This is a genomic window from Anaerotalea alkaliphila (genome assembly GCF_010179735.1).
Lineage (GTDB): Bacteria > Bacillota > Clostridia > Lachnospirales > Vallitaleaceae > Anaerotalea > Anaerotalea alkaliphila.
Genome location: NZ_JAAEEH010000032.1, coordinates 1 through 23,490, shown reverse-complemented (window position 1 = coordinate 23,490; position 23,490 = coordinate 1). Strand labels below are relative to the sequence as shown.

At 59.5% G+C, this 23,490-nt stretch carries 22 protein-coding genes and 1 pseudogene; 19 read left to right on the top strand and 4 right to left on the bottom strand.

Annotated features, from left to right (window positions below; all coding sequences use genetic code 11):
* The 16 genes and pseudogenes from GXN74_RS10985 (at position 1) to GXN74_RS10910 (ending at position 17,413) form a co-directional block, all read left to right on the top strand.
* Positions 1-612 carry a copper homeostasis protein CutC gene (locus GXN74_RS10985; RefSeq protein WP_162370989.1) on the top strand — a complete coding sequence of 204 codons (612 nt, stop codon included), beginning with the start codon at positions 1-3 and terminating at the stop codon, positions 610-612.
* Between the two features lie 229 nt (positions 613-841).
* Positions 842-1,726 carry a hypothetical protein gene (locus GXN74_RS10980; RefSeq protein WP_162370988.1) on the top strand — a complete coding sequence of 295 codons (885 nt, stop codon included), beginning with the start codon at positions 842-844 and terminating at the stop codon, positions 1,724-1,726.
* 32 nt (positions 1,727-1,758) lie between these two features.
* Entirely contained in the window at positions 1,759-2,277 is a 519-nt protein-coding gene (locus GXN74_RS10975; protein WP_162370987.1) for a hypothetical protein, read from the top strand.
* Positions 2,274-3,434 carry an exonuclease SbcCD subunit D gene (locus tag GXN74_RS10970; RefSeq protein WP_162370986.1) on the top strand — a complete coding sequence of 387 codons (1,161 nt, stop codon included), beginning with the start codon at positions 2,274-2,276 and terminating at the stop codon, positions 3,432-3,434. Before GXN74_RS10975 ends, GXN74_RS10970 begins: the two co-directional genes overlap by 4 nt.
* Positions 3,431-6,568, top strand: a complete 3,138-nt coding sequence (locus GXN74_RS14755) for an AAA family ATPase (protein WP_162370985.1) — start codon at positions 3,431-3,433, stop codon at positions 6,566-6,568. Before GXN74_RS10970 ends, GXN74_RS14755 begins: the two co-directional genes overlap by 4 nt.
* A gap of 33 nt (positions 6,569-6,601) precedes the next feature.
* On the top strand, positions 6,602-7,645 hold the full coding sequence (locus tag GXN74_RS10960; RefSeq protein ID WP_162370984.1) for a pirin family protein: 1,044 nt from the start codon (positions 6,602-6,604) through the stop codon (positions 7,643-7,645).
* On the top strand, positions 7,642-9,114 hold the full coding sequence (locus tag GXN74_RS10955) for a phosphate--AMP phosphotransferase (RefSeq protein WP_162370983.1): 1,473 nt from the start codon (positions 7,642-7,644) through the stop codon (positions 9,112-9,114). The genes GXN74_RS10960 and GXN74_RS10955 overlap by 4 nt, the downstream gene beginning before the upstream one ends.
* Before the next feature lie 18 nt (positions 9,115-9,132).
* Positions 9,133-9,537 carry a (deoxy)nucleoside triphosphate pyrophosphohydrolase gene (locus tag GXN74_RS10950; RefSeq protein WP_162370982.1) on the top strand — a complete coding sequence of 135 codons (405 nt, stop codon included), beginning with the start codon at positions 9,133-9,135 and terminating at the stop codon, positions 9,535-9,537.
* A complete protein-coding gene (locus GXN74_RS10945; RefSeq protein ID WP_162370981.1) occupies positions 9,534-12,440 on the top strand; it encodes a DEAD/DEAH box helicase in 2,907 nt (968 codons plus the stop codon). Before GXN74_RS10950 ends, GXN74_RS10945 begins: the two co-directional genes overlap by 4 nt.
* A 2-nt stretch (positions 12,441-12,442) precedes the next feature.
* Positions 12,443-12,565 (top strand): annotated as a pseudogene (locus GXN74_RS14565) (zinc transporter ZupT); the annotation flags it as partial.
* A 36-nt stretch (positions 12,566-12,601) separates the two neighbouring features.
* Positions 12,602-13,066, top strand: a complete 465-nt coding sequence (locus GXN74_RS10935; RefSeq protein ID WP_162370980.1) for a DUF5052 family protein — start codon at positions 12,602-12,604, stop codon at positions 13,064-13,066.
* Between the two features lie 147 nt (positions 13,067-13,213).
* Positions 13,214-13,681, top strand: coding sequence for an EamA family transporter (locus tag GXN74_RS10930; RefSeq protein ID WP_246208688.1), 468 nt, complete (start codon positions 13,214-13,216; stop codon positions 13,679-13,681).
* Positions 13,682-13,695: 14 nt separating this feature from the next.
* Entirely contained in the window at positions 13,696-14,814 is a 1,119-nt protein-coding gene (locus GXN74_RS10925) for a coiled-coil domain-containing protein (RefSeq protein WP_162370979.1), read from the top strand.
* A 10-nt stretch (positions 14,815-14,824) separates the two neighbouring features.
* Entirely contained in the window at positions 14,825-15,499 is a 675-nt protein-coding gene (locus GXN74_RS10920; RefSeq protein WP_162370978.1) for a cell division ATP-binding protein FtsE, read from the top strand.
* A gap of 14 nt (positions 15,500-15,513) precedes the next feature.
* Entirely contained in the window at positions 15,514-16,389 is an 876-nt protein-coding gene (locus GXN74_RS10915; protein WP_162370977.1) for a cell division protein FtsX, read from the top strand.
* A gap of 118 nt (positions 16,390-16,507) precedes the next feature.
* Positions 16,508-17,413 (top strand): TIGR00266 family protein, encoded by a 906-nt coding sequence (locus GXN74_RS10910; protein ID WP_162370976.1) that lies wholly within the window; start codon positions 16,508-16,510, stop codon positions 17,411-17,413.
* Positions 17,414-17,474: 61 nt separating this feature from the next.
* On the opposite strand, the gene GXN74_RS10905 is transcribed toward GXN74_RS10910, so the two are convergent.
* Positions 17,475-18,410: a M14 family metallopeptidase gene (locus tag GXN74_RS10905; RefSeq protein ID WP_162370975.1), complete on the bottom strand. Its 936-nt coding sequence runs from the start codon at positions 18,408-18,410 to the stop codon at positions 17,475-17,477.
* Positions 18,407-19,345: a M14 family metallopeptidase gene (locus GXN74_RS10900; protein WP_162370974.1), complete on the bottom strand. Its 939-nt coding sequence runs from the start codon at positions 19,343-19,345 to the stop codon at positions 18,407-18,409. The genes GXN74_RS10905 and GXN74_RS10900 overlap by 4 nt, the downstream gene beginning before the upstream one ends.
* Positions 19,346-19,547: 202 nt before the next feature.
* Between GXN74_RS10900 and GXN74_RS10895 the strand changes: the two genes are divergently transcribed.
* On the top strand, positions 19,548-20,306 hold the full coding sequence (locus GXN74_RS10895) for a sulfite exporter TauE/SafE family protein (protein WP_162370973.1): 759 nt from the start codon (positions 19,548-19,550) through the stop codon (positions 20,304-20,306).
* A gap of 8 nt (positions 20,307-20,314) precedes the next feature.
* On the opposite strand, the gene GXN74_RS10890 is transcribed toward GXN74_RS10895, so the two are convergent.
* Positions 20,315-21,025 (bottom strand): Crp/Fnr family transcriptional regulator, encoded by a 711-nt coding sequence (locus GXN74_RS10890; protein WP_162370972.1) that lies wholly within the window; start codon positions 21,023-21,025, stop codon positions 20,315-20,317.
* Between the two features lie 135 nt (positions 21,026-21,160).
* Here GXN74_RS10890 and ric point away from each other — a divergent pair, with 135 nt between their 5' ends.
* On the top strand, positions 21,161-21,841 hold the full coding sequence (gene ric / locus GXN74_RS10885; RefSeq protein WP_162370971.1) for an iron-sulfur cluster repair di-iron protein: 681 nt from the start codon (positions 21,161-21,163) through the stop codon (positions 21,839-21,841).
* A gap of 102 nt (positions 21,842-21,943) precedes the next feature.
* Entirely contained in the window at positions 21,944-22,399 is a 456-nt protein-coding gene (locus GXN74_RS10880) for an HAD-IA family hydrolase (protein WP_162370970.1), read from the top strand.
* A gap of 40 nt (positions 22,400-22,439) precedes the next feature.
* On the opposite strand, the gene GXN74_RS10875 is transcribed toward GXN74_RS10880, so the two are convergent.
* Complete coding sequence (locus GXN74_RS10875; protein ID WP_162370969.1) at positions 22,440-23,180, bottom strand: helix-turn-helix transcriptional regulator; 741 nt, start codon at positions 23,178-23,180, stop codon at positions 22,440-22,442.
* Between the last annotated feature and the right edge of the window lie 310 nt (positions 23,181-23,490).

Here is a 23,490-nt window from a genome sequence, read left to right as displayed (position 1 = left end):
ATGTGCATCAGGGAAGCGTGTGTAGGAAGCTGGAGGGAGGCCGAGAAGGCCCAGGAAGCCGGAGCGGACCGCATCGAGCTTTGTGCCGGCCTCCAGGAGGGAGGGACGACCCCCAGCAAGGGAACCATCCGCATGGCGAAAAGCCGCTTGAAGATTCCGGTGGTCGTCATGATCCGCCCCCGGGGGGGCGGCTTCGTCTACACCCCGGAGGAGCGGGAAATCATGGAGATGGATATCTTGGAGGCGAAGGAGGCAGGAGCAGAGGGGGTGGCTTTCGGCATCCTGGACCAGGAAGGAAAGATCAGCCGGGAGGACATGAAGCGCCTGATATCCGCAGCCAAGCCCATGGAAGTGGTTTTCCATATGGCCTTCGACGAACTGGAGGACCCGCTAGCCGCAATGGAAACCCTCATCGGATTGGGGGTGGACAGGATCCTGACCAAGGGATCCAAGACCTCCGCCATGGATGGGAGGGACACGTTGAAGGCGCTGGTGGAGGCGGCGGCCGGACGAATGCAGATTCTACCAGGTGGGGGTGTGGACAGGCACAACTACAGGGAAATCATCGCCAGGACGGGCGCCACCCAGGTCCATGGCACCAGAATCGTATAGGATTCAAAAGCCGTCGATTTTTGGCGGCTTTTTTTCGAATAAAAGAGGAAATCAAGTTTTTTTGACGTATATTACTTGATAGGGAGCAAAAAACGTAAATTGCAGCAGGGGTATGAGGGTAAGCGCATGGACAGAAAAGAGAGACCCGTTCGATCCGAAGGCAACCCTTCCCAGGGCACGTGTCGCAAAAGGCATGGGCCCTTTTTGGCATAGGAAAAAGGAGGTACGGATGGAGAAGAAACATACTGTCCTTTTGGTCGGACTGGTGGTCCTGCAGCTGTTCACACTGGCAAGGCTCTCCAGCCTGCAACAGGAGATGGGCAACCGCTTCCAGCAGGTGCAGAACCTGGTGGTCGGACTGGACGGGAGCGTCTCCGGAATCTATGGGAATGTGGAGCGGATGCTCCGGGAGGAGGCCAGCCTGCTGGACAGCAGCCGGACCACCTTCGGAGAGCTGGATCCGGCGGGGTACACCGTACCTGCCACCGTAGAGGCGGTCCCCAAGGAATATTCGGAAGGGATGGAAGCCTTCCTTCAGGCGGGGGAGGCCCGCAGCCCCATGGTCCGGTCGGGCACTGTTTTTACGGGGACGGTGGAGGTGCCGGTGTTCGAGACCGTGGACATCCAGGTGGTCCTCCGGGAGGGGGAAAGTTTCCGGAGCGAGACGGTGGAGGCGCATCTTTCCCTGAAGGAGAAGTTCCTCCTGCAGTTCAACGGAGGTATGGAGCACGCCTCGACCACGGGATCCAAGGGAGGCAAGTACCTGCTGGAGGGGAACCTCCACCTTTCCATCACCGGCGGGGCAGGGAATGGGGTGCGGTCCCTTGCCCTGGTCCAGGAGGTGGACGGAAGGGAGACCGGCAGGGAGACGGTGGACCCCACGGAGTTCCTGGGCAGGCAGGTGGAGCTGGAGATGGAGCTGGGACAGGGGCAAAGCTTTGTTTTCCTTGTGGAGGCCGTGGACAGCTATGGGCTGTTGTACAGGCATAGGGTCCACGCATACGATGCCGGTGGGGAAGAGGCGGGAACCTCCAGGTACAAATGGGGAGAGGAAGGGACCACCATCCTCGACCAGGAGGGGAACGTCCTGCATCCAAAGGGTCTGCAGGAATAGTGGAGAAAAAATGGAGATGAGGGAGAGTTGATATGGCGAAGGAATTGGTATGGTATGCGGCGTATGGAGGCTGTTTGTTGCGGGAGCGGATGGCGGTTTTCCTGAAGGGGGGGTATTGCCGGCACAGCGACCGGATGTATCCGGGGTGCCTCAACCAGAGCCCGCCCCTGGAGGCCAGGCCCTACACCATCGGTTATCCCATGTATTTCGGGAACCGGTCGGAATTCTGGGAAGACGGAGGGGTGGCATTCCTGGATTTGAGATTTGAGGACAGGGGAAGCACCCTGGCCAGGGCGTATCTGATCACGCCGGAACAGTTCGAGGGGGTCCGCCTGCAGATGAACGCGGACCACGGATGGTACGATCAGGTAGTGGACCTGGGGGAACTGGAGGGCTATCCCATAAGGACCTTCACCAGCGCAAGTCCCCACCCTTGCGTGCCTCCGGGGAACCGCTACAAGGAGCTGTTGTGGAGGGGATTGAAGGAAAGCCATCCGAAGCTGACGGAACTGGACATCCGCACATACATAGGAGGCGCGATCATATTATGAAGATGATCCATACAGGGGACTGGCATATAGGAAAGCTGGTCCATGGCATGCATATGACCCGAGACCAGGAACAGGTCCTGGAACAGTTCACGGCCCATCTCAGGGAGAAGCGGCCGGATGTGGTCCTGCTCGCAGGGGACATCTACGACCGGACCATCCCTCCCGTGGAGGCGGTGGAGCTCCTGGACCGGGTGCTTACGGAAATCGTCCTGGAGAGGAAGATTCCCGTGATCGCCATCTCCGGGAACCACGACAGCGGGGAGAGGCTGGGCTTTGCGGGAGGGATCCTCCAGCGGCAGGGCCTGCACATCCACAACCGGCTGGAGCAGGTGGGGAAACCGGTGGTGTTGGAGGATGGCCATGGTCCGGTGCATTTCTATCCCATCCCCTATGCGGATCCGGCGGAGGCCAGGGTCCTCTACGGGGACGAGACCATCCGGACCCACGACGACGTCTTCCGGGCGGTGATGGAAAGGATCCGGCCCCGGATGGACAGGAACGTCCGGAACGTCTGCATCGCCCACGGGTTCGTGGGCGGCCTGGAGCTTGCGGCCTCGGAATCGGAGAGGCCCCTCTCCATCGGTGGCACGGAAACGGTGGACAGGGCCCATTTCGATGGGTTCCACTATGTGGCGCTGGGACATCTCCACCGGCCCCAGAAGGCGGGAAGGGACAGGATCCGGTATGCGGGATCCCTGATGAAGTACTCCTTCTCCGAGGCGGAGCAGCCCAAAGGGATGCTGGAGGTGGAACTGGACGGGGAAGGCGGGGTGGAGCTGGAATCCGTCGTCTTCCCGCCCCCCAGGGACATGCGTGTCATCCGGGGAGAGCTGGCAAACCTGGTCCGAAAGGATGTCTATGAGGCCCAGAATTGCCAGGATTTCATCATGGCGGTGCTGACGGACGAAGGGGAGCTGCATGAACCCATGGCCACCCTCCGGTCGGTGTACCCCAACATCCTGAAGCTGGAGCGGGGAATGCGGACCCAGGTTGGAAGCGGGGAGATGGCTCTGGTGGAGCGGGACTACGCCGCCAAGGCCCCTCTGGACATCTTCCGGCAGTTCTACGGACAGGTGGAGGGGGAAGCGATGGAAGCGGTCCAGGAAGAACTGCTGAAAGATGTGTTGCGGGATGTGGAGAAGGGAGGTGTCCTATGAGACCCCTGCGTTTGGAAATGTCCGCCTTCGGTCCTTATGCCAAGGTGCAGACCATCGATTTCACGGAATTGTCGGACCGCCGACTTTTTCTGGTCACCGGCCCCACAGGCGCCGGCAAGACCACCATCTTCGACGCCATCAGCTACGCCCTCTACGGGGAATCCAGCGGGGACCTGCGGACCGCGGAGGGTCTGCGGAGCCACTTCGCCCGGGAAGGGGACTTGACCAAAGTGACCCTGGAGTTCTCCCTCCGGGGGAAGACCTACCGGGTGGAGCGGGTCCCCCGGCAGACAAAGAAAAAGACCCGGGGGGAGGGTTTCACGGAGCAGGCGCCCACAGCGGAGCTGGTGCTGCTGGAGGGGGAGGAAGCTCCCGCCAGGGTGGTGGTGGGGATTTCCGAAGTAAACGCCAAGGTGGAGGAGGTCATCGGATTGAACGCACAACAGTTCAAGCAAATCATGATGATCCCCCAGGGGGAATTCCGCAAGCTCCTCACCGCCTCCAGCAAGGACCGGGAGCAGGTCCTGAACAAGCTGTTCGACACGGAGCTCTACGGGATGGTCCAGAGGCAGCTGGAGGAGGAGCGGAAGAAGACCGCAAACGAACTGGATGGAATCAAGGAGAGGCGGTCCTATGTCCTGGACAAGATCAAGGTCCCTGACGGGGAGCATCCCCTTGCCCGGATGCTGGAGCTGTCGGACAAGAACATGGCAGCCATCCTGGAGGAATTGGACCGCCTGCTCGGGGAGGACAGCCAGGCGCTGGGCGTCCTCCAGGGGGAGGTCCAGGCACTGGAAAGGAAACGGACCAGGGAGCTGGAGGCAAGGGCCGGAGCCCAGGCCATGAACGAGAAGATCGCCCGGCACCGCATCCTGGAGGAAAGCCTCAAGGCCCATCTGGAGGGAGCGGAAGGGAACCGGAGAAGGGAAGAGGTGCTGGACCTGGGAAGGAAAGCCTGGCAGGTCAGGCCTCTGGAGGAGGCCCTCCTGGAGCGGGCAAGGGAGCGGGACGGAAAGGCGACCGCTCTGGACCGGACCAGGACCGCATGGGAGAGCGCCAGAAAGTCCTTGGAGGAAGCGGAAGAAGGGGTGCAAAAGGCCAAGAGCCCGGAGCAGGCAAGGAAGCGGGAGGACAGGAAGAGCCTTCTCCAGAACCTGCGGAGCATGGTGGAGAAGGCCGGGAAGCTGGAAGCCCTAAGGGAAAAGCTGGAACTGCTGGACGGGAAGCTGGAGGCTCTCCGGAAACGGCAGTTGCTGGAAGAGGAACAGCGGAAGGAGGAAGGGCTGGCTCTGGACAAGGCCCTGGCCCAAAGGGAAACCTTGGACGGGGCGGACGAAGCCCTGATGCGGACCCGGGAAGCCTACAAGGAAGGGAAGGACCGGCTGAACCTGCTGGCCAAAGCCCTCCTGCAGCTGGAGGAGGCCGCAGGCAGGGAGAAGCCCCTGGAGGCGGCCCAGGCCCGGGTCCGGGTCCTGGAAAAGGACTGGCAGGAGGCGGCAAGGAACCTGCAGGCGCTGCAAAGGGACTACCACTTGAACCAGGCTGCGCTGTTGGCCAAGGAGCTTGCCTCCGGCATGCCCTGTCCCGTCTGCGGGTCCCTGGAGCATCCGGCGCCCGCCCAGGCGGTTTCCAGGATTGTGGAGGCCTCGGACCTGGAAGCGGGAGAGGAGCTTCGTGCAAAGGCGCAGCAGCGGCACCAGGCGGCCTTGGACGCCCGCAGGGACCTGAAGGCCGAAAGGGAAACCTTCCTGGCCCAGGGCTTGGCCCTCCTGGAGGAACTGGGACCGGAATTCACCGGACGGACCAGGACCTGGCTGGCGGAGGAGCAGAAGTCCAGGTCCGCTGCCCTCCAGGGACTGGAGCAGGCCGGCAAGACCCTCTTGGCCCAGGTGGAGCTCCGCAAGAAGCTGGACCTGGACATCAAGGGGATGGGAGAGAGGAAGGCCAGCTGGGAGCGGGAGTCCAGGCAGGCCGCAGAGGAGGAGAAGCGGCTTCTGGGGGACTGGAACCTGCTGCAGGGACAAAAGGACGCCCTGGAACAGGATGTGCCCGTCCAATGGAGGGAGAAGGGCCCACTCCTGCAGGAAATCGGAACACTGGAAGAGACGGTCCGCAAGGAGGAGGAGCATCTGGTGGAGCTGGAACACCTGCGGGACAAGGAGAAGGAGACCGCGACAGGACTCCAGGCGTCCCTGGGGGCGCTGGAGGAAACCTTGGCCTCCCTGGCAAGGACCCTGGAAGAAGGGGAGAGGAAGTTCAAGGAAGCGCTGGAGGAAAAGGGGTTTCCCGGGGTGGAAGCCTACCGGGCCGCGGCCATGGAGCCGGAAGCCATGGAGCGCCTGGAGGAGGAGATCAGGAACCATCAGACCACGGGCATCCGTCTGAACCAGTCCCTGGCGGACAGCAGCAGGGAAATACAAGGGGCGGCACCCATTCCCCTGGAGGGTTTCGACAGCGCCATCCGGCTTCTGGAGGAGCGAAGGGACAGCCTCCAGACATCCCTGGGGCAGACCAGGGGGCGCCTGGAGGACAACACGAAGACCAGGGAGGAGCTGCTTGAAATCCGCCGGTCCCTGGAGACCCTGGAAGAGTCCTACGGGGTGGTGGGCAGGCTGGCCGCAGTCGCCAACGGCCGTAACCAGAAGAACATCACCTTCGAACGCTATGTGCTGGCGGCCTTGCTGGCGGACATCGTGGAAGCGGCCAACCTCCGGCTCTCGAAGATGACGGGGAACCGCTATCAGCTCCGCAGGGCGGATGCGGTGGAGGACAAACGGAAACAGGCGGGACTGGACCTGGAGGTCTTCGACGAATACACGGGAAGGGCCCGTCCGGTCCGCACCCTTTCCGGCGGGGAGACCTTCAAGGCGTCCTTGGCCATGGCCCTTGGCCTTTCGGACGTGGTCCAGTCCTACGCCGGGGGGGTCCAGCTGGACACCATGTTCATCGACGAAGGATTCGGAACCCTGGACCCGGAATCCCTGGACCAGGCCATCAGCTGCCTCATCGACCTGCAGAAGATGGGCAGGATGATCGGCATCATCTCCCATGTTCCGGAACTGAAGGAAAGGATTGACGCCCGTCTGGAGGTGGACGGGGACCCGACCGGCAGCCACGCCCGCTTCGTGCTCTAGGTGTGGTCCGCCCAGAAAAAAAGGAGGATTCCTATGCCAAAGCATCCGATTCGAAAAGTCACGAAACTGGGCTTCCTGTGGGAGACGGAAAACCCCTTCCTCTTCTGCGCCCACCACAAGGACCGTTATCCCAAGGGGAATGGGGAACAGGGTCCCGCCGCCTCCCTGGCCGGCAGGAACCTGGGCAACGATTTCACCCTGCGGGACGGATGGCGCATGTACCATGGGGACCGGGTGCCGGGCTTTCCGGAACATCCCCACAGGGGATTCGAGACGGTCACCATGGTGCTGGAGGGATTTGTGGACCACTCGGATTCCGCCGGGGCCGCCGGGCGCTACGGGAACGGGGACGTCCAGTGGATGACCGCGGGCAGCGGTATGCAGCATGCCGAGATGTTCCCCCTGGTACGCCAGGACAAGGAGAATCCCCTGGAGCTGTTCCAGGTGTGGCTGAACCTGCCGAAGAAGGACAAGTTCACCCCCCCCTTCTACAAGATGCTCTGGGCGGAGGAAATCCCGGTGGTGGAGGTGGGAGAGGAGGGCGGCCCCAGGAGCCGCGTCCGGGTCATCGCCGGAAGCTTCCAGGGAACGGACAGCCTGGAGCCGGCACCCGCCTCCTGGGCCAATGATCCGGCGGGCGGGGTGCGGATCCTGATCCTGGATATGGATCCCCGGGCGGTCCTTTCCCTTCCCAAAGGTTCCGACACCCTCTCCAGGGTCCTCTACTTCCATGAGGGGGAAACGCTCCATGTCCAGGACCAGGCGGTTTCGGCGGCCCACGGCATCCATCTGGCCCCCGGCGGGGAGGTGCTGCTGACCAACGGCCCCATCCCCAGCCGGCTGCTCCTGCTGGAAGGGGAACCCATCCTGGAGCCGGTGGTCCAATATGGCCCCTTCGTCATGAACACGGAAGAGGAAATCCAGCAGGCCTTCCTGGACTACCGGCAGACCAGGTTCGGAGGATGGCCTTGGGAACGGCCGGATCCGGTCCACGGAACGGGTGAAAACCGGTTCGCCAGCCATGAGGACGGAAGCCGGGAGGAGCGGGGACCTGTGGGGAAGGAGGGCCCTATATGATTGGAAACTACGATTTCAGCGGATTCGAGAACCCCTACGAAAACTTCAGGACCTCCGAACTGGGGGAGGGGCTGGCCAGGACCCTGCGGTTGGCCAGGCACCATCAGGTCCCCGTCCTGGTGATTGTGGAGGGATGGGAGTCCTCCGGGAAGGGTCATGTGATCAACGAGCTGATCCGGGAGCTGGACCCCCGGGCCTGCAAGGTGAGCGTCTTCGAGAACCCCACGGACGAGGAGCGGGAACGCCCCTTCCTCTGGAGGTTCTGGCGCCGGATCCCCCGGAAGGGGCATATGGCCGTCTTCGACAGGAGCTTCTACTTCCAGGTCATGCACGACCTGGAAAAAAGCAGGAAATCCCTGGAGAGGGACATCGGGGACATCAGCTCCATCGAGCGGGAGCTCTACGACGACGACATGGTGGTGGTCAAATTCTTCCTGCACCAGAAGGAGAAGACCCAGAAGAAGCGGATCGAGGAGCTTCGGAAGGACCCCGACCGCCTGTTCCTACTGTCGGAGCGGGACGAGGCCCAGTACGACGACTACCAGGGATACCTGGAGCATTTCGACCGCATTCTCAAGCAGTCCGATTTCCCCTTCAGCCCCTGGCATGTGGTTTCCACCGAGGACCAGAAGTCCGCGGCCAAGATGGTCATCGGCCTGGTGGAGGAGAAGGTCCGGGAGGGCATCGACCGTAAGCTGGGCAAGGCGAATGGGGGGCGGCATCCCGTCCGGGAGTACGTGCTGGGGGACAGGCCACTGGATCGGGTGGACTTGGGGCTGTCCCTGGAGGAGTCCGACTACGAGAAGGAACTGAAGAAGCTCCAGCTGGAGGCCAGGAAGGTCGCCTACCGGATGTACACCAAGGGCATCCCCGGCATCCTGGTCTTCGAGGGCATGGACGCCGCAGGCAAGGGAGGTGCCATCGCCAGGCTCACCCGCTGGATGGACCCCCGGGGCTACGAGGTGGTGAGCACCGCCGCCCCGGACGGGACGGAAAGGCAGTACCACTACCTGTGGCGGTTCTACCGGGACTTCCCCGGAAAGGGCAGGATCGCCATCTTCGATAGGAGCTGGTACGGCCGGGTGATGGTGGAGCGGATCGAGGGCTTCGCCGCCATGGAGGAGTGGGACAGGGCCTACGGGGAAATCAACGATATGGAGAGGCACCTGGCCAACGCCGGGGCCCTGGTGCTGAAGTTCTTCCTCTACATCGACAAGGACGAGCAGCTTAGGCGTTTCGAGGACAGGACAAGGGAGCCGGACAAGGTCCACAAGATCACCGACGAGGACTGGAGGAACCGGGAGAAGTGGGACGCCTACCTGGACGCCATGAACGAGATGCTGGTGCGGACCGACACCTCTTGGGCCCCCTGGATCATCGTGGAGGGCCAGGACAAGCGGCACGCCCGGGTCAAGGTGCTGAAGGAATTCATCCGGCAGGGGGAAAAGATGCTGGAGGAGAAGGGGTAGGAGGAGGGGAGGCCGACGATGAAACACATGACAGTGACAGCAGCCATCATTGTGGAAGGTGGAGAAATCCTTTGCATGCAGCGCAAAGGAAGCAAATACGACTACATATCCTATAAATACGAATTTCCCGGCGGAAAGGTGGAAGCCGGGGAAGCCTTTGAAGACGCCTTGTCCAGGGAACTGGAGGAGGAAATGGACCTTGCAGTATCCATTGGACCAAACCAACACTATATGACCGTCGAGCATGCGTATCCCGATTTCTCGATTACGATGCATGCCTATTTTTGCCCAATCGACCACAGGGTGTTCGAAAGGAATGACCACCACGACCATGTATGGCTGAAACCATCCGACCTTCTGAAGCTTGACTGGGCACCTGCAGATCTGCCAATCGTGAGAAAATTGATGGAGGATCTGGGATGAGTGTTCAAGCGGAAATCGTAAGAAGCATCTACAGCGGTTTCGTCGATCATCAAGGCGTATCCCTGGAAGCGTATCGTCCGAAACTTCTGGTTAATGACCATGAGAAAGGCCAAAAGGTCCTGACGAGCATCATCAACGAGTTGAACGGTTGTGATGCCTTCTTCTTCTCCGTCGCGTTCATAACACAAAGTGGTGTCACCGTCTTGCTGAATACATTGAAGGAGTTGGAGGAGAGGGGGATACAAGGAAAAATCCTGGCATCCCAATACCTGAACTTCACCAATCCCGAGGCGCTCCGCAGGCTGCTTCAGTTCAAGAACGTCGAGTTGCGCATGGTTGTTGACGGAAACCTGCATGCAAAGGGGTATATCTTCAGGAAAGCCGAGACCTATAGCCTGGTTGTAGGAAGCAGCAATTTGACCCAGGAAGCCCTAGGTTACAACAAGGAGTGGAATGTAAAGGTCTCATCCATGGGACAGGGATCCCTGATACAGGATACCTTGCAGGAGTTCCAAAGAAGCTTCGACCAGGCGGAAAAGGTGAACGAGAACTGGCTGCAGGCGTATGAGGATATCTACCGCCGATACAAGCCGGTTTTCCATTCCAAAGAGGGCCAAACGGAAAGGGTCCGTCCCCTCTTCAAGATTATGCCTAACAGGATGCAGGTCCAGGCGCTGAACGGAATCCAGCGGATCAGGGAAAACGGAGGGGACAGGGCACTGCTGATATCTGCCACAGGAACCGGCAAGACGTATCTGGCAGCCTTTGATGTGGAGAAGGTCCGTCCTAAGAAGTTCCTCTTCCTTGTGCACCGGGAACAGATCTTGGACCAGGCAATGGAAAGCTTCCAGGATGTCCTTGGTCATGGGATCGAGACAGGGAAGCTGACCGGAAGATGCCGGGAGACCGAGGCACAGTATCTTTTCTCCACAGTGCAGACCCTCTCGAAATCCCAGGTGCTGGAGCGGTTTGCATCGGATGCCTTCGATTATGTGGTTTTGGATGAAACCCACCGGTCTGGAGCAGAGAGTTACCAGCGGATCCTGCAACACCTGCAGCCTGAATTCCTGCTAGGGATGACAGCAACTCCGGAGAGGACTGATGGCTGCAACATCTACCAGGATTACGGTTATAACATTGCGTATGAAATCCGTCTCCAGGAAGCGTTGCAGGAAAACATGCTCTGTCCCTTCCATTATTTCGGCGTGATGGAAATCATGGTGGACGGAAAGGTCATCCAGGAGGACACGGATTTCCGTCACCTTGTGGCGGAAGAAAGGATCAGCCATATCCTGGAGAAGGTCCGATTTTACGGATATTATGGCAAACGTGTGAAAGGATTGGTGTTTTGCAGTTCGGTCAGGGAAGCCATCGAGTTGTCCCAGAAGTTCAACCTACACGGATACAAGACCATGGCACTTTCGGGGAGCGATTCCCAAGAGGCAAGGGAAGAAGCCATCGAGCGTTTGGAGCAGGAACAGATGGCTGGAGCCCTTGATTACATCTTCACAGTGGATATCTTCAACGAAGGGGTGGACATTCCAAGCATCAATCAGGTTATAATGCTCCGGCCCACACAATCTGCAATCATCTTCGTGCAACAGTTGGGTAGGGGGCTCAGGAAGCACCCGGAAAAGGACTATGTGGTGGTCATCGATTTTATCGGCAACTACAGGAACAATTTCATGATTCCCATGGCCTTGTCCGGCGACCGTTCCTACAACAAAGATACGGTGCGTCGTTACGTCCTGGAGGGCAACCGGGTCATACCGGGTTGCTCGACCATCAACTTTGAAGCAGTCGCAAAGAAGCGGATTTTTGAAGCCATCGACAACGCAAACTTCAGCGATATAAGGCTGATCAAGGAATCCTATCAGAATCTCAAATATCAGTTGGGACGGATCCCTTCTTTGAAAGAGTTCGAATTATATGGCTCCATCGACGTGACAAGGATATTCGACAATAATTCATTAGGCTCCTATCATTTATTTTTGAAAAAATACGAGAAGGAATATCAGGTCAGGTTTTCACCATTGCAAGAGAAGTTCATCGAGTTCATCTCGAAGAAATTGGCATCAGGAAAACGGATCCATGAGCTGCTTCTGTTGAAGGGGATGATGAGTCAAAAGGAGAATCTGATCCATTTTTTGAGAAAGTGCCTTTTCAATGACTACGGAATTGAAATTGGGGAATCGGGCATCTGGTCGGTGGTCAATGTGCTGACCGGAAGATTTGCATCAGGCACATCCAGGGATACCTATAAAGACTGTGTGTTCTTGGAAGAGGCGCAGGCGGATGGAGAGTACAGGATTGCAACAGATTATCGGAAGCTCTTGGAAGATTCCTGTTTCAAAGACAAGTTGTTGGAGTTGCTTGATTTCGGTATCGAGCGGAACAGGAAGTGCTATGGGAGCCCCTACAGCGGAACCAGCTTTCAGCTGTACCAGAAGTACACCTACGAGGATGTCTGCAGGCTCCTGGAGTGGGAAAAAGCGGAAGTGCCTCTGAATATTGGTGGATACAAATTCGACAGGAAGACAAAAACATATCCCGTTTTCATAAACTATGAAAAACCGGATGACATCAGTGATTCGACCAATTATGAGGACCGTTTCTTATCTTCTGGAGAGCTGATTGCAATTTCCAAGTCTGGACGGACGCCGGAATCGGAGGATGTGGTCCAGGCCTACAGGGCGGGGGAGGACGGGGTACGGATGTACCTGTTCGTCCGGAAGAACAAGGATGACCATACATCCAAGGAATTCTATTTCCTGGGCAGGATCCACACAATAGGTAAACCCCATCCGATCATCATGAAGAACACAAACAAGAATGCGGTGGAAATCAGGTATAGGCTGGAGGTTCCGGTCAGGGAAGAGCTGTATGAGTATTTGGTGGGCTAAACATCTCCCTGGGCGAACTGCTGCCCTCCGCCAGGGAATACGGGGAGCACCATCTGTCCATCTACGGATTGGTCCTGGGGATGATGGTGATGGCCGCCAGTTTGATCCTATTCATCGCCCCTTGACGGGAGGAACCGAAACGTGAATGGAAGGGGTGTCGCATGAAAAGAAGAAAGATCCTCATCGCCGTTCTGGCCCTTGCGCTGGTCCTTGGAACCTCAGGATGCGCCGCAATCCGTGACAAGTTCGCCAAGATCCGCGGGGAACTTGTAGGCCAGGAATTCGTGGTTTCCGTCTACGACCATAATGCGGCCAAGACCATGGAAATGAAAGGAAGCAAAATCACGGTGGGGCTGCTGGAGAACGCCGCCAACTTCACTGTGGAGGGCGGCGGATTCGTGCCCTTGGACCGGTTTGTGAACTCCATCAGGAACAGGATCGGCAAGCCAAAAACGGTCGTCATATCCAGCCAGTTGGGAATCCCCATCGGGGTCTACCAAGGCAAATCCGTCTTCGTCACCATACCGTCGGAACTGCCAAAAATGACCAGGCTCAACATCGATGGCAAGAGCCTCTACATCCATCGGGCCAACTATGTCATTCTGGATTCGGAACTGCTGGATTGAGCACATCCTCGGGTTCCATGGGAAAACTCCCCAGCTTCGTCTATGTGACGGAAAGCGCAGGCCTGGTGGGAGGCGGATTCGAATAGGATCCGCCTTTTTTTGCTGGAAAAGCGGCAGAGGGTCTGCTACACTAGGTGTTAGGAAACAATGCCGGACCAGGCATGGAAAGCGGGGATCCAGATGCTGAAATACACATTGCCCATCCTGTTGGTCGTTTCGTCCAACATCATCTACCATGTCTCCTCCAAGACCACCCCCCGGGGAGCCAATCCCTTCGCCTCCCTGTTGGTGACCTATCTGCTGGCGGGCACCCTGACGGCCCTGCTGCTCCTGGTGGACAGCGCCGGCAGGCAGGTTCCCGTCCTGGAGCAGTTCCGGAATGTGAACCATACGGCGGCCCTGCTGGGGGTCGCCATCGTGGGGCTGGAGTTCGGCTACCTCATGGTCTACAGGGCCGGCTGGAACATCAGCCTGGGCTCCCTGGTGGCCAACATCAGCCTAGCCGCCTCCCTGGTGGTGGTGGGGGTGCTGTTCTTCGGGGAGAAGCTCACAAGCAACCATGCCGTCGGCATCCTGCTCTGCATCGCGGGGCTGGTGTTCATCAACCGGGGATGACAGGAGGTGGTTCCATGGGTCGAAAAAAACAATTGCAATGGGGAATCCTCTGTCTGCTGGTCCTTGGCCTTGTACAGCACCGTTTCCAACCGCTGGTGGAGGGAAGGGAAATCATCATCGAGACGGAAGGGCGGATCGCCGCCATCGGGACGGAAGAGCGTACGGTGATGGAGACGCTGCTGGCCATGGAAGAGGAGATCCAGGCTGTTGCGTTGGAGGCGGAGCGGATTGCGGGAAGGGTCAATACCCTGAAGGGGGAGGTGGAGGACCTTGACGGGAAGGTGGAGCGGGAACAGGAATCCTTCCGTCGGAACCGGGAGACCCTGCAGGCGGTGGTTCAAATCTACCAGAAGAACGGTCCGGGAACCTTCCTGGAGATCCTCCTGGATTCGGAAGACCTGACCTCCTTCCTGCGGAGGGTCAACATCCTCCGGGACCTGCTGCGCAACACGGGCATCCTGATGGAGCGGCTGGAGGAAAGTGCGGCCCTGCTGGAACAGATGCGGGAGGGGATTGCTGGAAGGCTGGCGCTGGTGGAGCAGGAGCAAGCGCGGCTTCGGGAGACCCTCCGGGAGAAGGTCGCCTTGAAGGAGGAACGGGAGGCGTACCTGGCTTCCCTGGAGGAACAACGGTATGCCTACGAGGCATACCTGGCGGAAGTCAGGTACGCCTGGGAAGAGGTGAAACCCTTGTTCGTTCTGGCTTCCGCCGGTTTTTCCCGGGCGGTGGCTGCGGGAAGCCTTCCGGAGGAGGCATTGGAAATCGAAGCCTCCTTTGCGTCCATTACGGTCAGGATCCGGGAGGAGGTGCTCAACCAGCTGATCCTGGACCGACCGGAGCTGCCGGAGCTTGCCTTCGGATTCGAGGAGGAGAGGGTGCGGGTCAGCGCCGTGGGGGAGACCCTGGTGCTGAAAGGGCGGTTCGTCCTTGCTGGGGAGAACCGATTGGAATACCGGGCGGAGGAGGGAACATTCCTGAACCTGCCCTTGGGGGAGGCGGCCCTGGGGGAACTGTTCGCCGCAGGTCCCCTGGAACTGGACCTGGCACCCCTTGCGGATGGAAACAGGGTGACGGCGGTGGAATCCGTCCCAGGCATGATGCTGCTGAAGGTCCGGCCCAGCTGGCTGGAGTGAGGAGGTCCCTATGATCCGGGCGGAAGGATTGGAACTTACATACAAGGACGGGACGCGGGCCCTGGAGGAAATCGGGCTGGTGTTGGAACCGGGGGAACTGGTCTACATCACAGGGCCCAGCGGCTCCGGAAAGACCAGCCTGCTGAAATTGCTCATGGGCATGGAGTTTGCCACGGGCGGTTCCCTGGAGGTCCTGGGGGAAAGGATGCGGCGCGGAAACAGCGGCAGGATCCGGAAGATGCGGCGCCAGCTGGGGCCTGTCTTCCAGGAGTTCCGGCTGATCCCCGGGAGCACGGCCATGGAGAATGTCCTGCTGGGGCTCCGTTTCGACGGAACCCCCCATGGTAAGATGAAGGAATATGCGGAAGAGGCCCTACTCCGGGTGGGGCTTTCCCAAAAGCTGCATGCCAAGGTGGAACGGCTCTCCTGGGGGGAACGGCAGCGGGTAGCCATCGCCCGGGCGGTGGCCCGGAAGCCAAGGCTGATCCTGGCGGACGAGCCCACGGGGAACCTGGACAGGGAGAACGCCCTCCTGATTCTGGAGCTGCTGGCCTCCTTCCGGAACCCGGAAACCACGGTGCTGATCACAACCCATGCGACCCACCTGATCGAGGGACAGGAAACCGCATCCATCCTCCATCTGGATGGCGGCAGGATGCGGTTGGAAAGGCCGGTAAGCCTATGATGAGGACATTTCTGATGAATGGGGGATATTTCCTGAAGGAGACATGGAAGCTCTTCAGGCGGAATCCGGTCTCCAATCTGGCCGCCCTGGCGGGAACCTCCCTGGTGCTTCTGCTTTTTGCCCTGGTGGCCGCCGGTTGGATGGCCAGTGGCGAGGTGGTGAAGGCCATCCAGAGGGAGGCGGAGGTGAACGTCTATATGGTGGAAGGTCTGGAGGAGTCTGCTTACGGAAGGGAAATGGAGGCCATGGCCTCCATCGAAGGCGTGGAGGAGGTCCGGCTGGTGGACCGGGAGGAGGCCTACGGCCGGATGGTGGCGATCCTGGGAGAAGACGCCAAGGTCCTGGAGTTCTTCGAAGGGAATCCCTTCAGCGCCTTTGTGGAAATCCGGCTGGACCTGGAAAAGACAGGGGATGTGCTCTCCAACCTGGAGGCGCTTCCCCAGGTGGACCATGTGCGGGACAACAGGGAGGTCCTGGACCTGCTGAGCCAAGGTTCGCGGCTTGTGGATGTCTTAAGCTGGCTGGTCCTGCTGGGAGTGGGTGTCACCACGCTGGTCATCCTGACCCATCTGGTCCGGCAGGGGATCGACCTGCACCGTTATGAAATCCATACCCTGGAGCTGCTGGGGGCTCCCCGGACCTTCGTCGCCCTCCCCTATGTGATGGAGGGGGTTCTGCTGATGCTGCTTGGAGGCCTCATGGCCTGGGGGATGGCTGTCCTTGCTGTGGACGAATTCTACCGCCAGGTGGCGGGCCCCCTGCCCTTCCTGCCGCTGCCGGACAGGATGTGGCTGCGGGGGAGCCTTTTCCCCCTGGTCTTGGGAGCCAGCCTGGTGCTGGGGGTGGCGGGAAGCTTTTTCGGCCTGGCTGGCGCCCGGAGGGACGACTAGGAGCAAAGTACCATGGCGGCGGGAGCCTCCTTTTGGTAGAATGGACAGGAACCATCCACTTGCGGACAGGTTGGGAAGACGATGCGGCATAATTGGAAAACAGACGGAGGTATTGGGAATGTTTTGTGCGAATTGCGGAGCGAAGGTGGTGGACGGAAAGAATTTCTGTCCGGAATGCGGAGCCAAGATGGAAGCGGGAGCGGCCCCCAGGGTGCAGGGGCCGGCGGACGAGGTGGAGTACCAGCTTTTCGGCGACGACATGCAGCTGGTGGAGATCGAGCTGGACCCGGGGGAGAGCGTGGTGGCCGAGGCGGGGGCCATGACCTACATGGAGAAGGACATCCAGATGCAGTCCGTCTTCGGGGACGGCAGCGGCAAGGAAGGGGACAAGGTGATGGACAAGATCCTGGGGGCCGGGAAAAGGGCGCTGGCGGGGGAGAGCCTGTTCATGACCCTGTTCCAGAACGGCGGCCAGGGCAAATCCCATGTGGCGTTCGCGGCGCCGTTTCCGGGGAAGATCATCCCTGTGGAGCTGAAGGAGTTCGGCTCCTCCCTGATCTGCCAGAAGGACGCCTTCCTTTGCGCGGCCAAGGGCATATCCATCAGCATCCACCTGAACCGGAAGGTGGGGGCCGGCATCTTCGGGGGCGAGGGCTTCATCATGCAGAAGCTCACCGGTGACGGCCTGGTGTTCCTCCATGCGGGAGGAACCATCATCAAGAAGGAGCTGTTGCCGGGGGACATGCTGCGGGTGGACACGGGCTGCATCGTGGCCATCAGCGAGACGGTGGACTATGACATCACCTTCACCGGAGACATCAAGACCAGCCTGTTCGGAGGCGAGGGCCTGTTCCTGGCCACCTTGAGCGGCAGAGGCCATGTCTGGCTCCAGTCCATGCCCTTCAGCCGGCTGGCGGACCGGATCGGCAGGACGATCGGCACCAACCGGGGGGAGAACAGGGGAGCCAACAACCCCATGGGCGAAATCGTCGGTGGCTTGGGAGGGTTGTTCAAGAACTATTAGGTGCAGAAAGGGAAGGGGCCTTCCGCTGCAATCTGGCGGAAGGCCCCTTCCCTTTCTGTTTTCAGCTGTGCAGCCGCTTGATCAGTTTGAACACCCCTTCGTTCTCCATGACCAGGGGGTTCCGATGGGCGAAGAAGACCAGCCCGTCGGTGGGGGAGAAGATCCGATGGATGACATGTCCCTCGTAGGGATGGATGACCTCCGCCAGCACGTCCCCATAGCGGGCCTCATCCCCGGGTCCCACCATCCTGCGGAAGATGCCGGAGGTGCCGCTGGTCACGGTATGGAGGTCCGTCTCCTTCAGGATGTGGGAGATGTAACCGCCGTGGGAATGGTACTTCAGGATGCCCATCCGGGTGAGGAAGCGCAGGATGGAGGCGACCGCCTCCTTGGCGGAATGGGGGTCGATCCGGTCGGTCTCGTTGGTGTAGATGGAAAAGGCGTGGGTATTCTGGAGCTGCCAGTTGTAGTTCAGGGTGGTCGTGTCGTAGGGCCGGGGGGTGCGGAGCAGCACGTAGCCAAGACCGAAGAGGGTCCCCAGGCTGGCGTTCTGGTGTCCCGTGTCCATCAGCCGTACATGGGGGATGAAATCCCCCGGCATGTAGAAACTGGCCAGTTGGATGCCGTAGCTGTATCCTTGGACCTGATCCAGGATGCCCGCGGCGATCCGCTGGGTGGTTTCCCCTTGGGAGTCGCCGGGAAAAAGGCGGTTGATGTCGGAGTCGTCTGAGGCCCAGAAACGCTTGCCCACGTTCATGGCCTGGTGGTTGATGGAGGGAATCACCAGAATCCTGTTGTTTCCCGTGATGGCGCCCCTTTTTTCCAGGTCCCCCAGGGTCTGGACCAGTTGGGAGCAGACATAGAGTTGCTGGACCTCGTTCCCGCGCATGGCGCCGACGATGCAGGCAGCCTTTGCGCCTTTGCCGAAGCTGTAGCCGGTGACCCGCAGGTCGTTCCGGTAGGGGGAGGCGAGTTCGAATACGGTTTCCTTGATCATCGGCCTTCACCTCCCAGGATCCGGGCCAGAAGGGAGCCGGGATAGACCACCGGATATTCCCGGAGGGTGAAAAGAAGCCCGTCGCAGGGGGAGGACAAGGTGGAAACCACTTCTCCCGTCAGGGCGTCGACGATTTTTCCCAGGGGCTCTCCGGCCTTCAGGCGGGTGTTGTGGCCGGCCACAGGAAGGAAGAGGCCGGGGACGTCCGCCCGGACCTTGCGGACATGGGAGTCGGTAGCGATGACCGGATCCGGGAATGGTGGGACGGGGCATCCCCAAATCCCCTGCTCCGCCATCAGGTGGAAGAGGCCATCCACCAACTGGTCACCGTAGCTCCTGGTGATGCGCATGCCGCCCCCCATCTCCACCACCAGGGTGGGCACGCCCCGCTGGTTCAGGCTGTGGGAAAGGGTGGCATGGGAGGTGCTGGCGGAGGCGTGGATCCAGACCAGGTCCATGTGCAGCAGCCGGGCGTGGGGAAGCAGCTGCTTGGCGGTGGCCTGGCTGAGCCGGACCTGGGGAAGCTCCCGCATGTGGGGGCTGCTGGAATGGATGTCCACACAGAGGTCGGCTCCCTCCATGTCCGCGATGATCTTGGCGGCCACATGCTCGGCCACGGCCCCGTCCTCGGAGCCGGGGAAGATCCTGTTCATGTCCAGGTCGAACATGGGGATGCCCCGGGTGCCGGCATCGATGCCCAGGGGATTCAGGGCGGGATAGATGTCCACAATCCCCTTTAGGCGGGAGATGTCCGCCCGGATCCGGCGGGCCAGCTCCCAGCAGACGTACTGGCCTTCCAGCTCGTCCCCGTGGATTCCTGTGGCGATGCAGATCCGCTTCGCCTTGCCGGTGCCTTCCGTGCCGACGAACCGGTTCTTCTTGATTTCCATTCTTTCATCCACGAACAAGCCGATGGATACGACGTTTTCTACCATAAGACACCTCCTGGTATGAAAAAGGGCAAGGAATTCCGAGGGGGCTTCCTTGCCGCAGTTTGTCCTGTATTTGTTAAAAATGTACCATATTCCGGCTCCTGTGTCAACAGAACCCTTGAAGCTTAAGGGCGGCCGTTGTATAATGGGAGGGATGCGTGCCGCCCGGAAATTGGCGGCATAGAAGACAGAAACGAGGTGCGACATGGGAGTGACGGATTTTTTGGGTTTCGAGCTTTGGCAGTGGGCGGGAATAGCTGCTGTAGCCCTGATGGTGGGGATGGCCAAAGCCGGCATCAGCGGGACGGTGATGCTGGCGGTGCCCCTGCTGGCTTCGGTGGTGGGGGGCAAGATGTCCACGGGCATGATGGTCTCCCTGTTCATTGTGGGGGACATCTTCGCGGTGCTGTTCTACAAGCAGCATGTGGACGGCAAGATCATCCGGCGGCTGATGGGCTGGGTGGCGGCCGGAATCCTGCTGGGCCTGGTGGTGGGCAAGTACATCGACGACCAGCAGTTCAAAACCCTTTTGGCGGGCATCGTGATCCTGATCCTGGGGATGATCGTGTACATGGAGGTGAGGGGGGACAAGATCCAGGTTCCGGAGAAGCTCTGGGTCTATGCCCTGACGGGGATTCTCTGCGGCTTCACCTCCATGATCGGCAACATGGCGGGACCCATCTTCAACATCTACCTGCTGGCCCTGGGACTGGGGAAGAAGAACTTCATGGGCACCCTGGCGGTGTTCTTCTTCATCACCAACCTGATCAAGCTGCCCCTGCAGATATTTTTCTGGAACAACGTGACCCTGGAGACGGCGGGGGTTGTGCTGGTGATGGTGCCGGTGGTCCTGCTGGGGGCCGTCATCGGGGTGCGGATCATCCGTGTCCTGAACGACCGGATTTTCCGTCGGTTCGTGCTGGTCATGACCACATTGGCCGCCATCAGGCTGCTGCTTCAGTAAGGCGTATTTCAGTATGGTTGGAAATGGCCCGGGTCCTTCACCAGGATCCGCTTGCCGTCCAGAAACGCCAGCTTCCCTTCCCGGGACAGTTGGGAGAGTTTCCGGCTGATGGTTTCCCGGGTGACGCCCACGAAGTTGGCCATGTCCTCCCGGGTGAGGCGCAACTGGAGGAGGATGCCTTCCGGGGTTTCGACGCCGGAGCGGCGCATGAGCTGCTGGATCAGGAACTTGAGGCGGATGTCCGCATCGGTGGATGCGATGGCCTGGACCATCTTTTCCAGGGATGCGATCTTCTCGTGGGCGGCCTCCAGGATGGAAAAGACCACGTCGGGGTTCTCCCGCAGGAACAGGTCGAAGGAATTTTTGGGTATGGTGCACAATTCCGCATCTTCCAAGGCAACCAGGTCATAGGTTGCCTTTTCCTTTTTCAGCAGGGAGAGTTCGCCGATGCTTTCCCCGCTCTGGATGATGTAGAGGATCTGTTCCTTGCCGTCCTCCTGGAAAATGGAGGCCTTCAGGCTGCCTTGGTTCACGATGAACAGCCGGTCGACGATGTCTCCGGCATGGAGAAGGGGTTCGCCCTTTTTTGCGGAGCGGCGCTGGATCAGGCCGGCCACCGTCTGGAGCTGCCGGTCCTCCAGGGTGGAGAACAGGGACACCTTTTTGGCGCAGACCTTGTGGCGGCAGGTGGTGCAGTAGGGAGCGTGGGGCTGTGTCATGGGGCCTCCTTAAATCAAGCGAAAAAAAACGGTTCGTGTGATGCAAATCACGGAAGATGTCCCTCCGGGGTGGTAGAATGGTGCCAACAGATGGAAAACCATGCCGACCATGACAAGAGCATTGGAGGAATCGATATGCATGCATTGGATTTGCAACAAACCATAGGGAACAGTGTAACCGAGCATCCGGAACTGGTGAAGGTCTATATGGACCACCAGGTGGACTTCTGCTGCGGGGGGGACCGGACGGTCTCGGAGGCGCTGGAAAAGGACGGCGCGGACCTGGAGGCGGTCCTGCGGGAGGCGGAGGAAGCCATGGCCGCTGCGGGCACGGGCGCTGCCGCCGGTCCCGGAGTGGTGTTGCTGTCCGACCTGACCTCTGGGGAGCTGGTGGACCGGATCGTGGGAAGGCACCATGCCTTCCTGAAAAGGGAGCTGCCGGTGCTGCGGGAGCTGCTTTCCACCATCCTGAAGGTCCACGGCCACAGGCACGAGGAACTGTATGAAATCCACAAGGTGTTCCGGGAGCTTGCGTTGGAGCTGGAGTCCCACCTGGTGAAGGAGGAAGAGGAGTTGTTCCCCAAGCTTGCTTCGGGAGGAAAGGAATGCGGAGAACTGATCCGGGAGCTGGAGCGGGAGCACGATGGGGCAGGGGAAGCCCTCCACCGGTTGACGGAGTTGACGGACCATTTCCGGGTGCCTGCGGACGGATGCCGCACCTATGGAATCGCCTACGGCAAGCTGCAGGAGCTGGTGGCGGACATGTACCTCCACGTCCATGCGGAGAACAATGTGCTTTTTCCCCGTTTCCATTGAGCACGTTTCCCGCTGAAATCCATACGGTATGACGGAAATACTTAAGATTTTCCCTTGCCCTTTATGCAATACTGGAAAAAAGAAAGGGAAAGGGGTCTGGTTATGGCAGTGCAAGGAATCATTTTTGGCCTGGATGGCGTGATGGTGTCCATGAGGGAACCTTTGGGTAAGCTCTCTCCGGACGACATCCTGCCCGGTGTGATGGCGCTTCTGGCGCGGCTGAAGTCCCGCAGGGTGAAGTTGGCTGTCGCCTCATCCGGCAAGGACATGCAATTCGTGCTCAAGAGGATCGGCCTGGAGCATTTTTTCGATGCGGTAGTGGACGGGAGCGGCATCAGGGAAGGTGAACCGGATCCGGAGGTGTACCTGGAAGCGGCCAATAAGCTGGGCCTGCTTCCGGAAGGCTGCCTGGTGGTGGAAGCTGGGGATGCGGGCGTGGAAGCGGCCGTTGCGGGAGGCATGAAGGTCCTTGCGGTGGGATCCGCCTGGGAGAATCCGAAGGCGGATTACCGGTCGCGGGCTTTGCGGAGCGTGGATTTGGATCTGATCTTAAAATAGGCGGGAACCCGGGTTCCCGCCTGTTTTCCGTACGGAGACGTCAGTCCTGGCCGGTTTCCGGGGTTTCCACGCTGCGCTTGCGCATCTTGTGCTCCATGGGAGACACACCTGTGAACCGTTTGAAGGTGGAGGAAAAGTAGCCTTGGTTGCAGAAATTCAGCAGCACGGCGATGTCGATGACCTTCATGGAGGTGAATTCCAGAAAATATTTCGCCAGTTCCACTTTGTGCACCAGGATGTAGCTGCTGATGGTCTGGCCCACTTCCTTCTTGAAGAGCTTGGACAGATAGTCCGGGGACTTCGATACCAGAGCCGCCAGTTCGTTGACGGTGATGGGTTCCGTGATGTTGTTGTGGATGTGCTTGATCACGGCGGTGATCGGCTGGGAGTAGCTTTGCACTTCCGTATTGTTCACAAGCTGGATGTACTGCCGGACCATCTCGTATTCGAATTGCCGGAGCTCTTCCAGCTGGCTGGTCGTTTCGATGTGCAGGATGAAAACGTCGCTGAGGGTGAAGACATCCTCGGGCTGCACGTTGGCCTCGATCGCCGCCCGCGCGAAAAGGGCGCAGGATATGATCAGGGAGTTCTTCAGGGAACGCAAGGGGTCCTTGGAAAGGTGGGCCCGTTCTGTGGAATTGATCAGGTCCAGGGTCCGGTGGGCCTCTTCCAGGAAGCCCATGCGGATTTCTGAAAGCAGTTTCTTCTCCAGGGTGTAGGAGGGGTGCATGAAATACCCTTCCATGTTTTTCATCTTTTCCATTATCAGTGCATTGTTCATAAGAGCCCTCATTTTATGTCAGGATAGCATATATTATAACAGAAATGTGTAAGGCTGTAAGCGAAAAATTGATTAAAATGTAATGGATTGATGTGAAAAACCATTAATGGAAGGCAATCCGTTGTGCATTTTCAATAAAAAGAGGGAAGATGCGTGACAAGAGGACCTAACCGACAGAATGAAGAAAGGGGATACATTATGAAGGCAAAACTTGCAATGCTCATGGCACTCATCCTGGCGGCAAGCCTGTTCGCAGGCTGCGGCTCCAAGGACACGGGAGGGACGGACACCGGCGGAGGCGCCGTGCAGC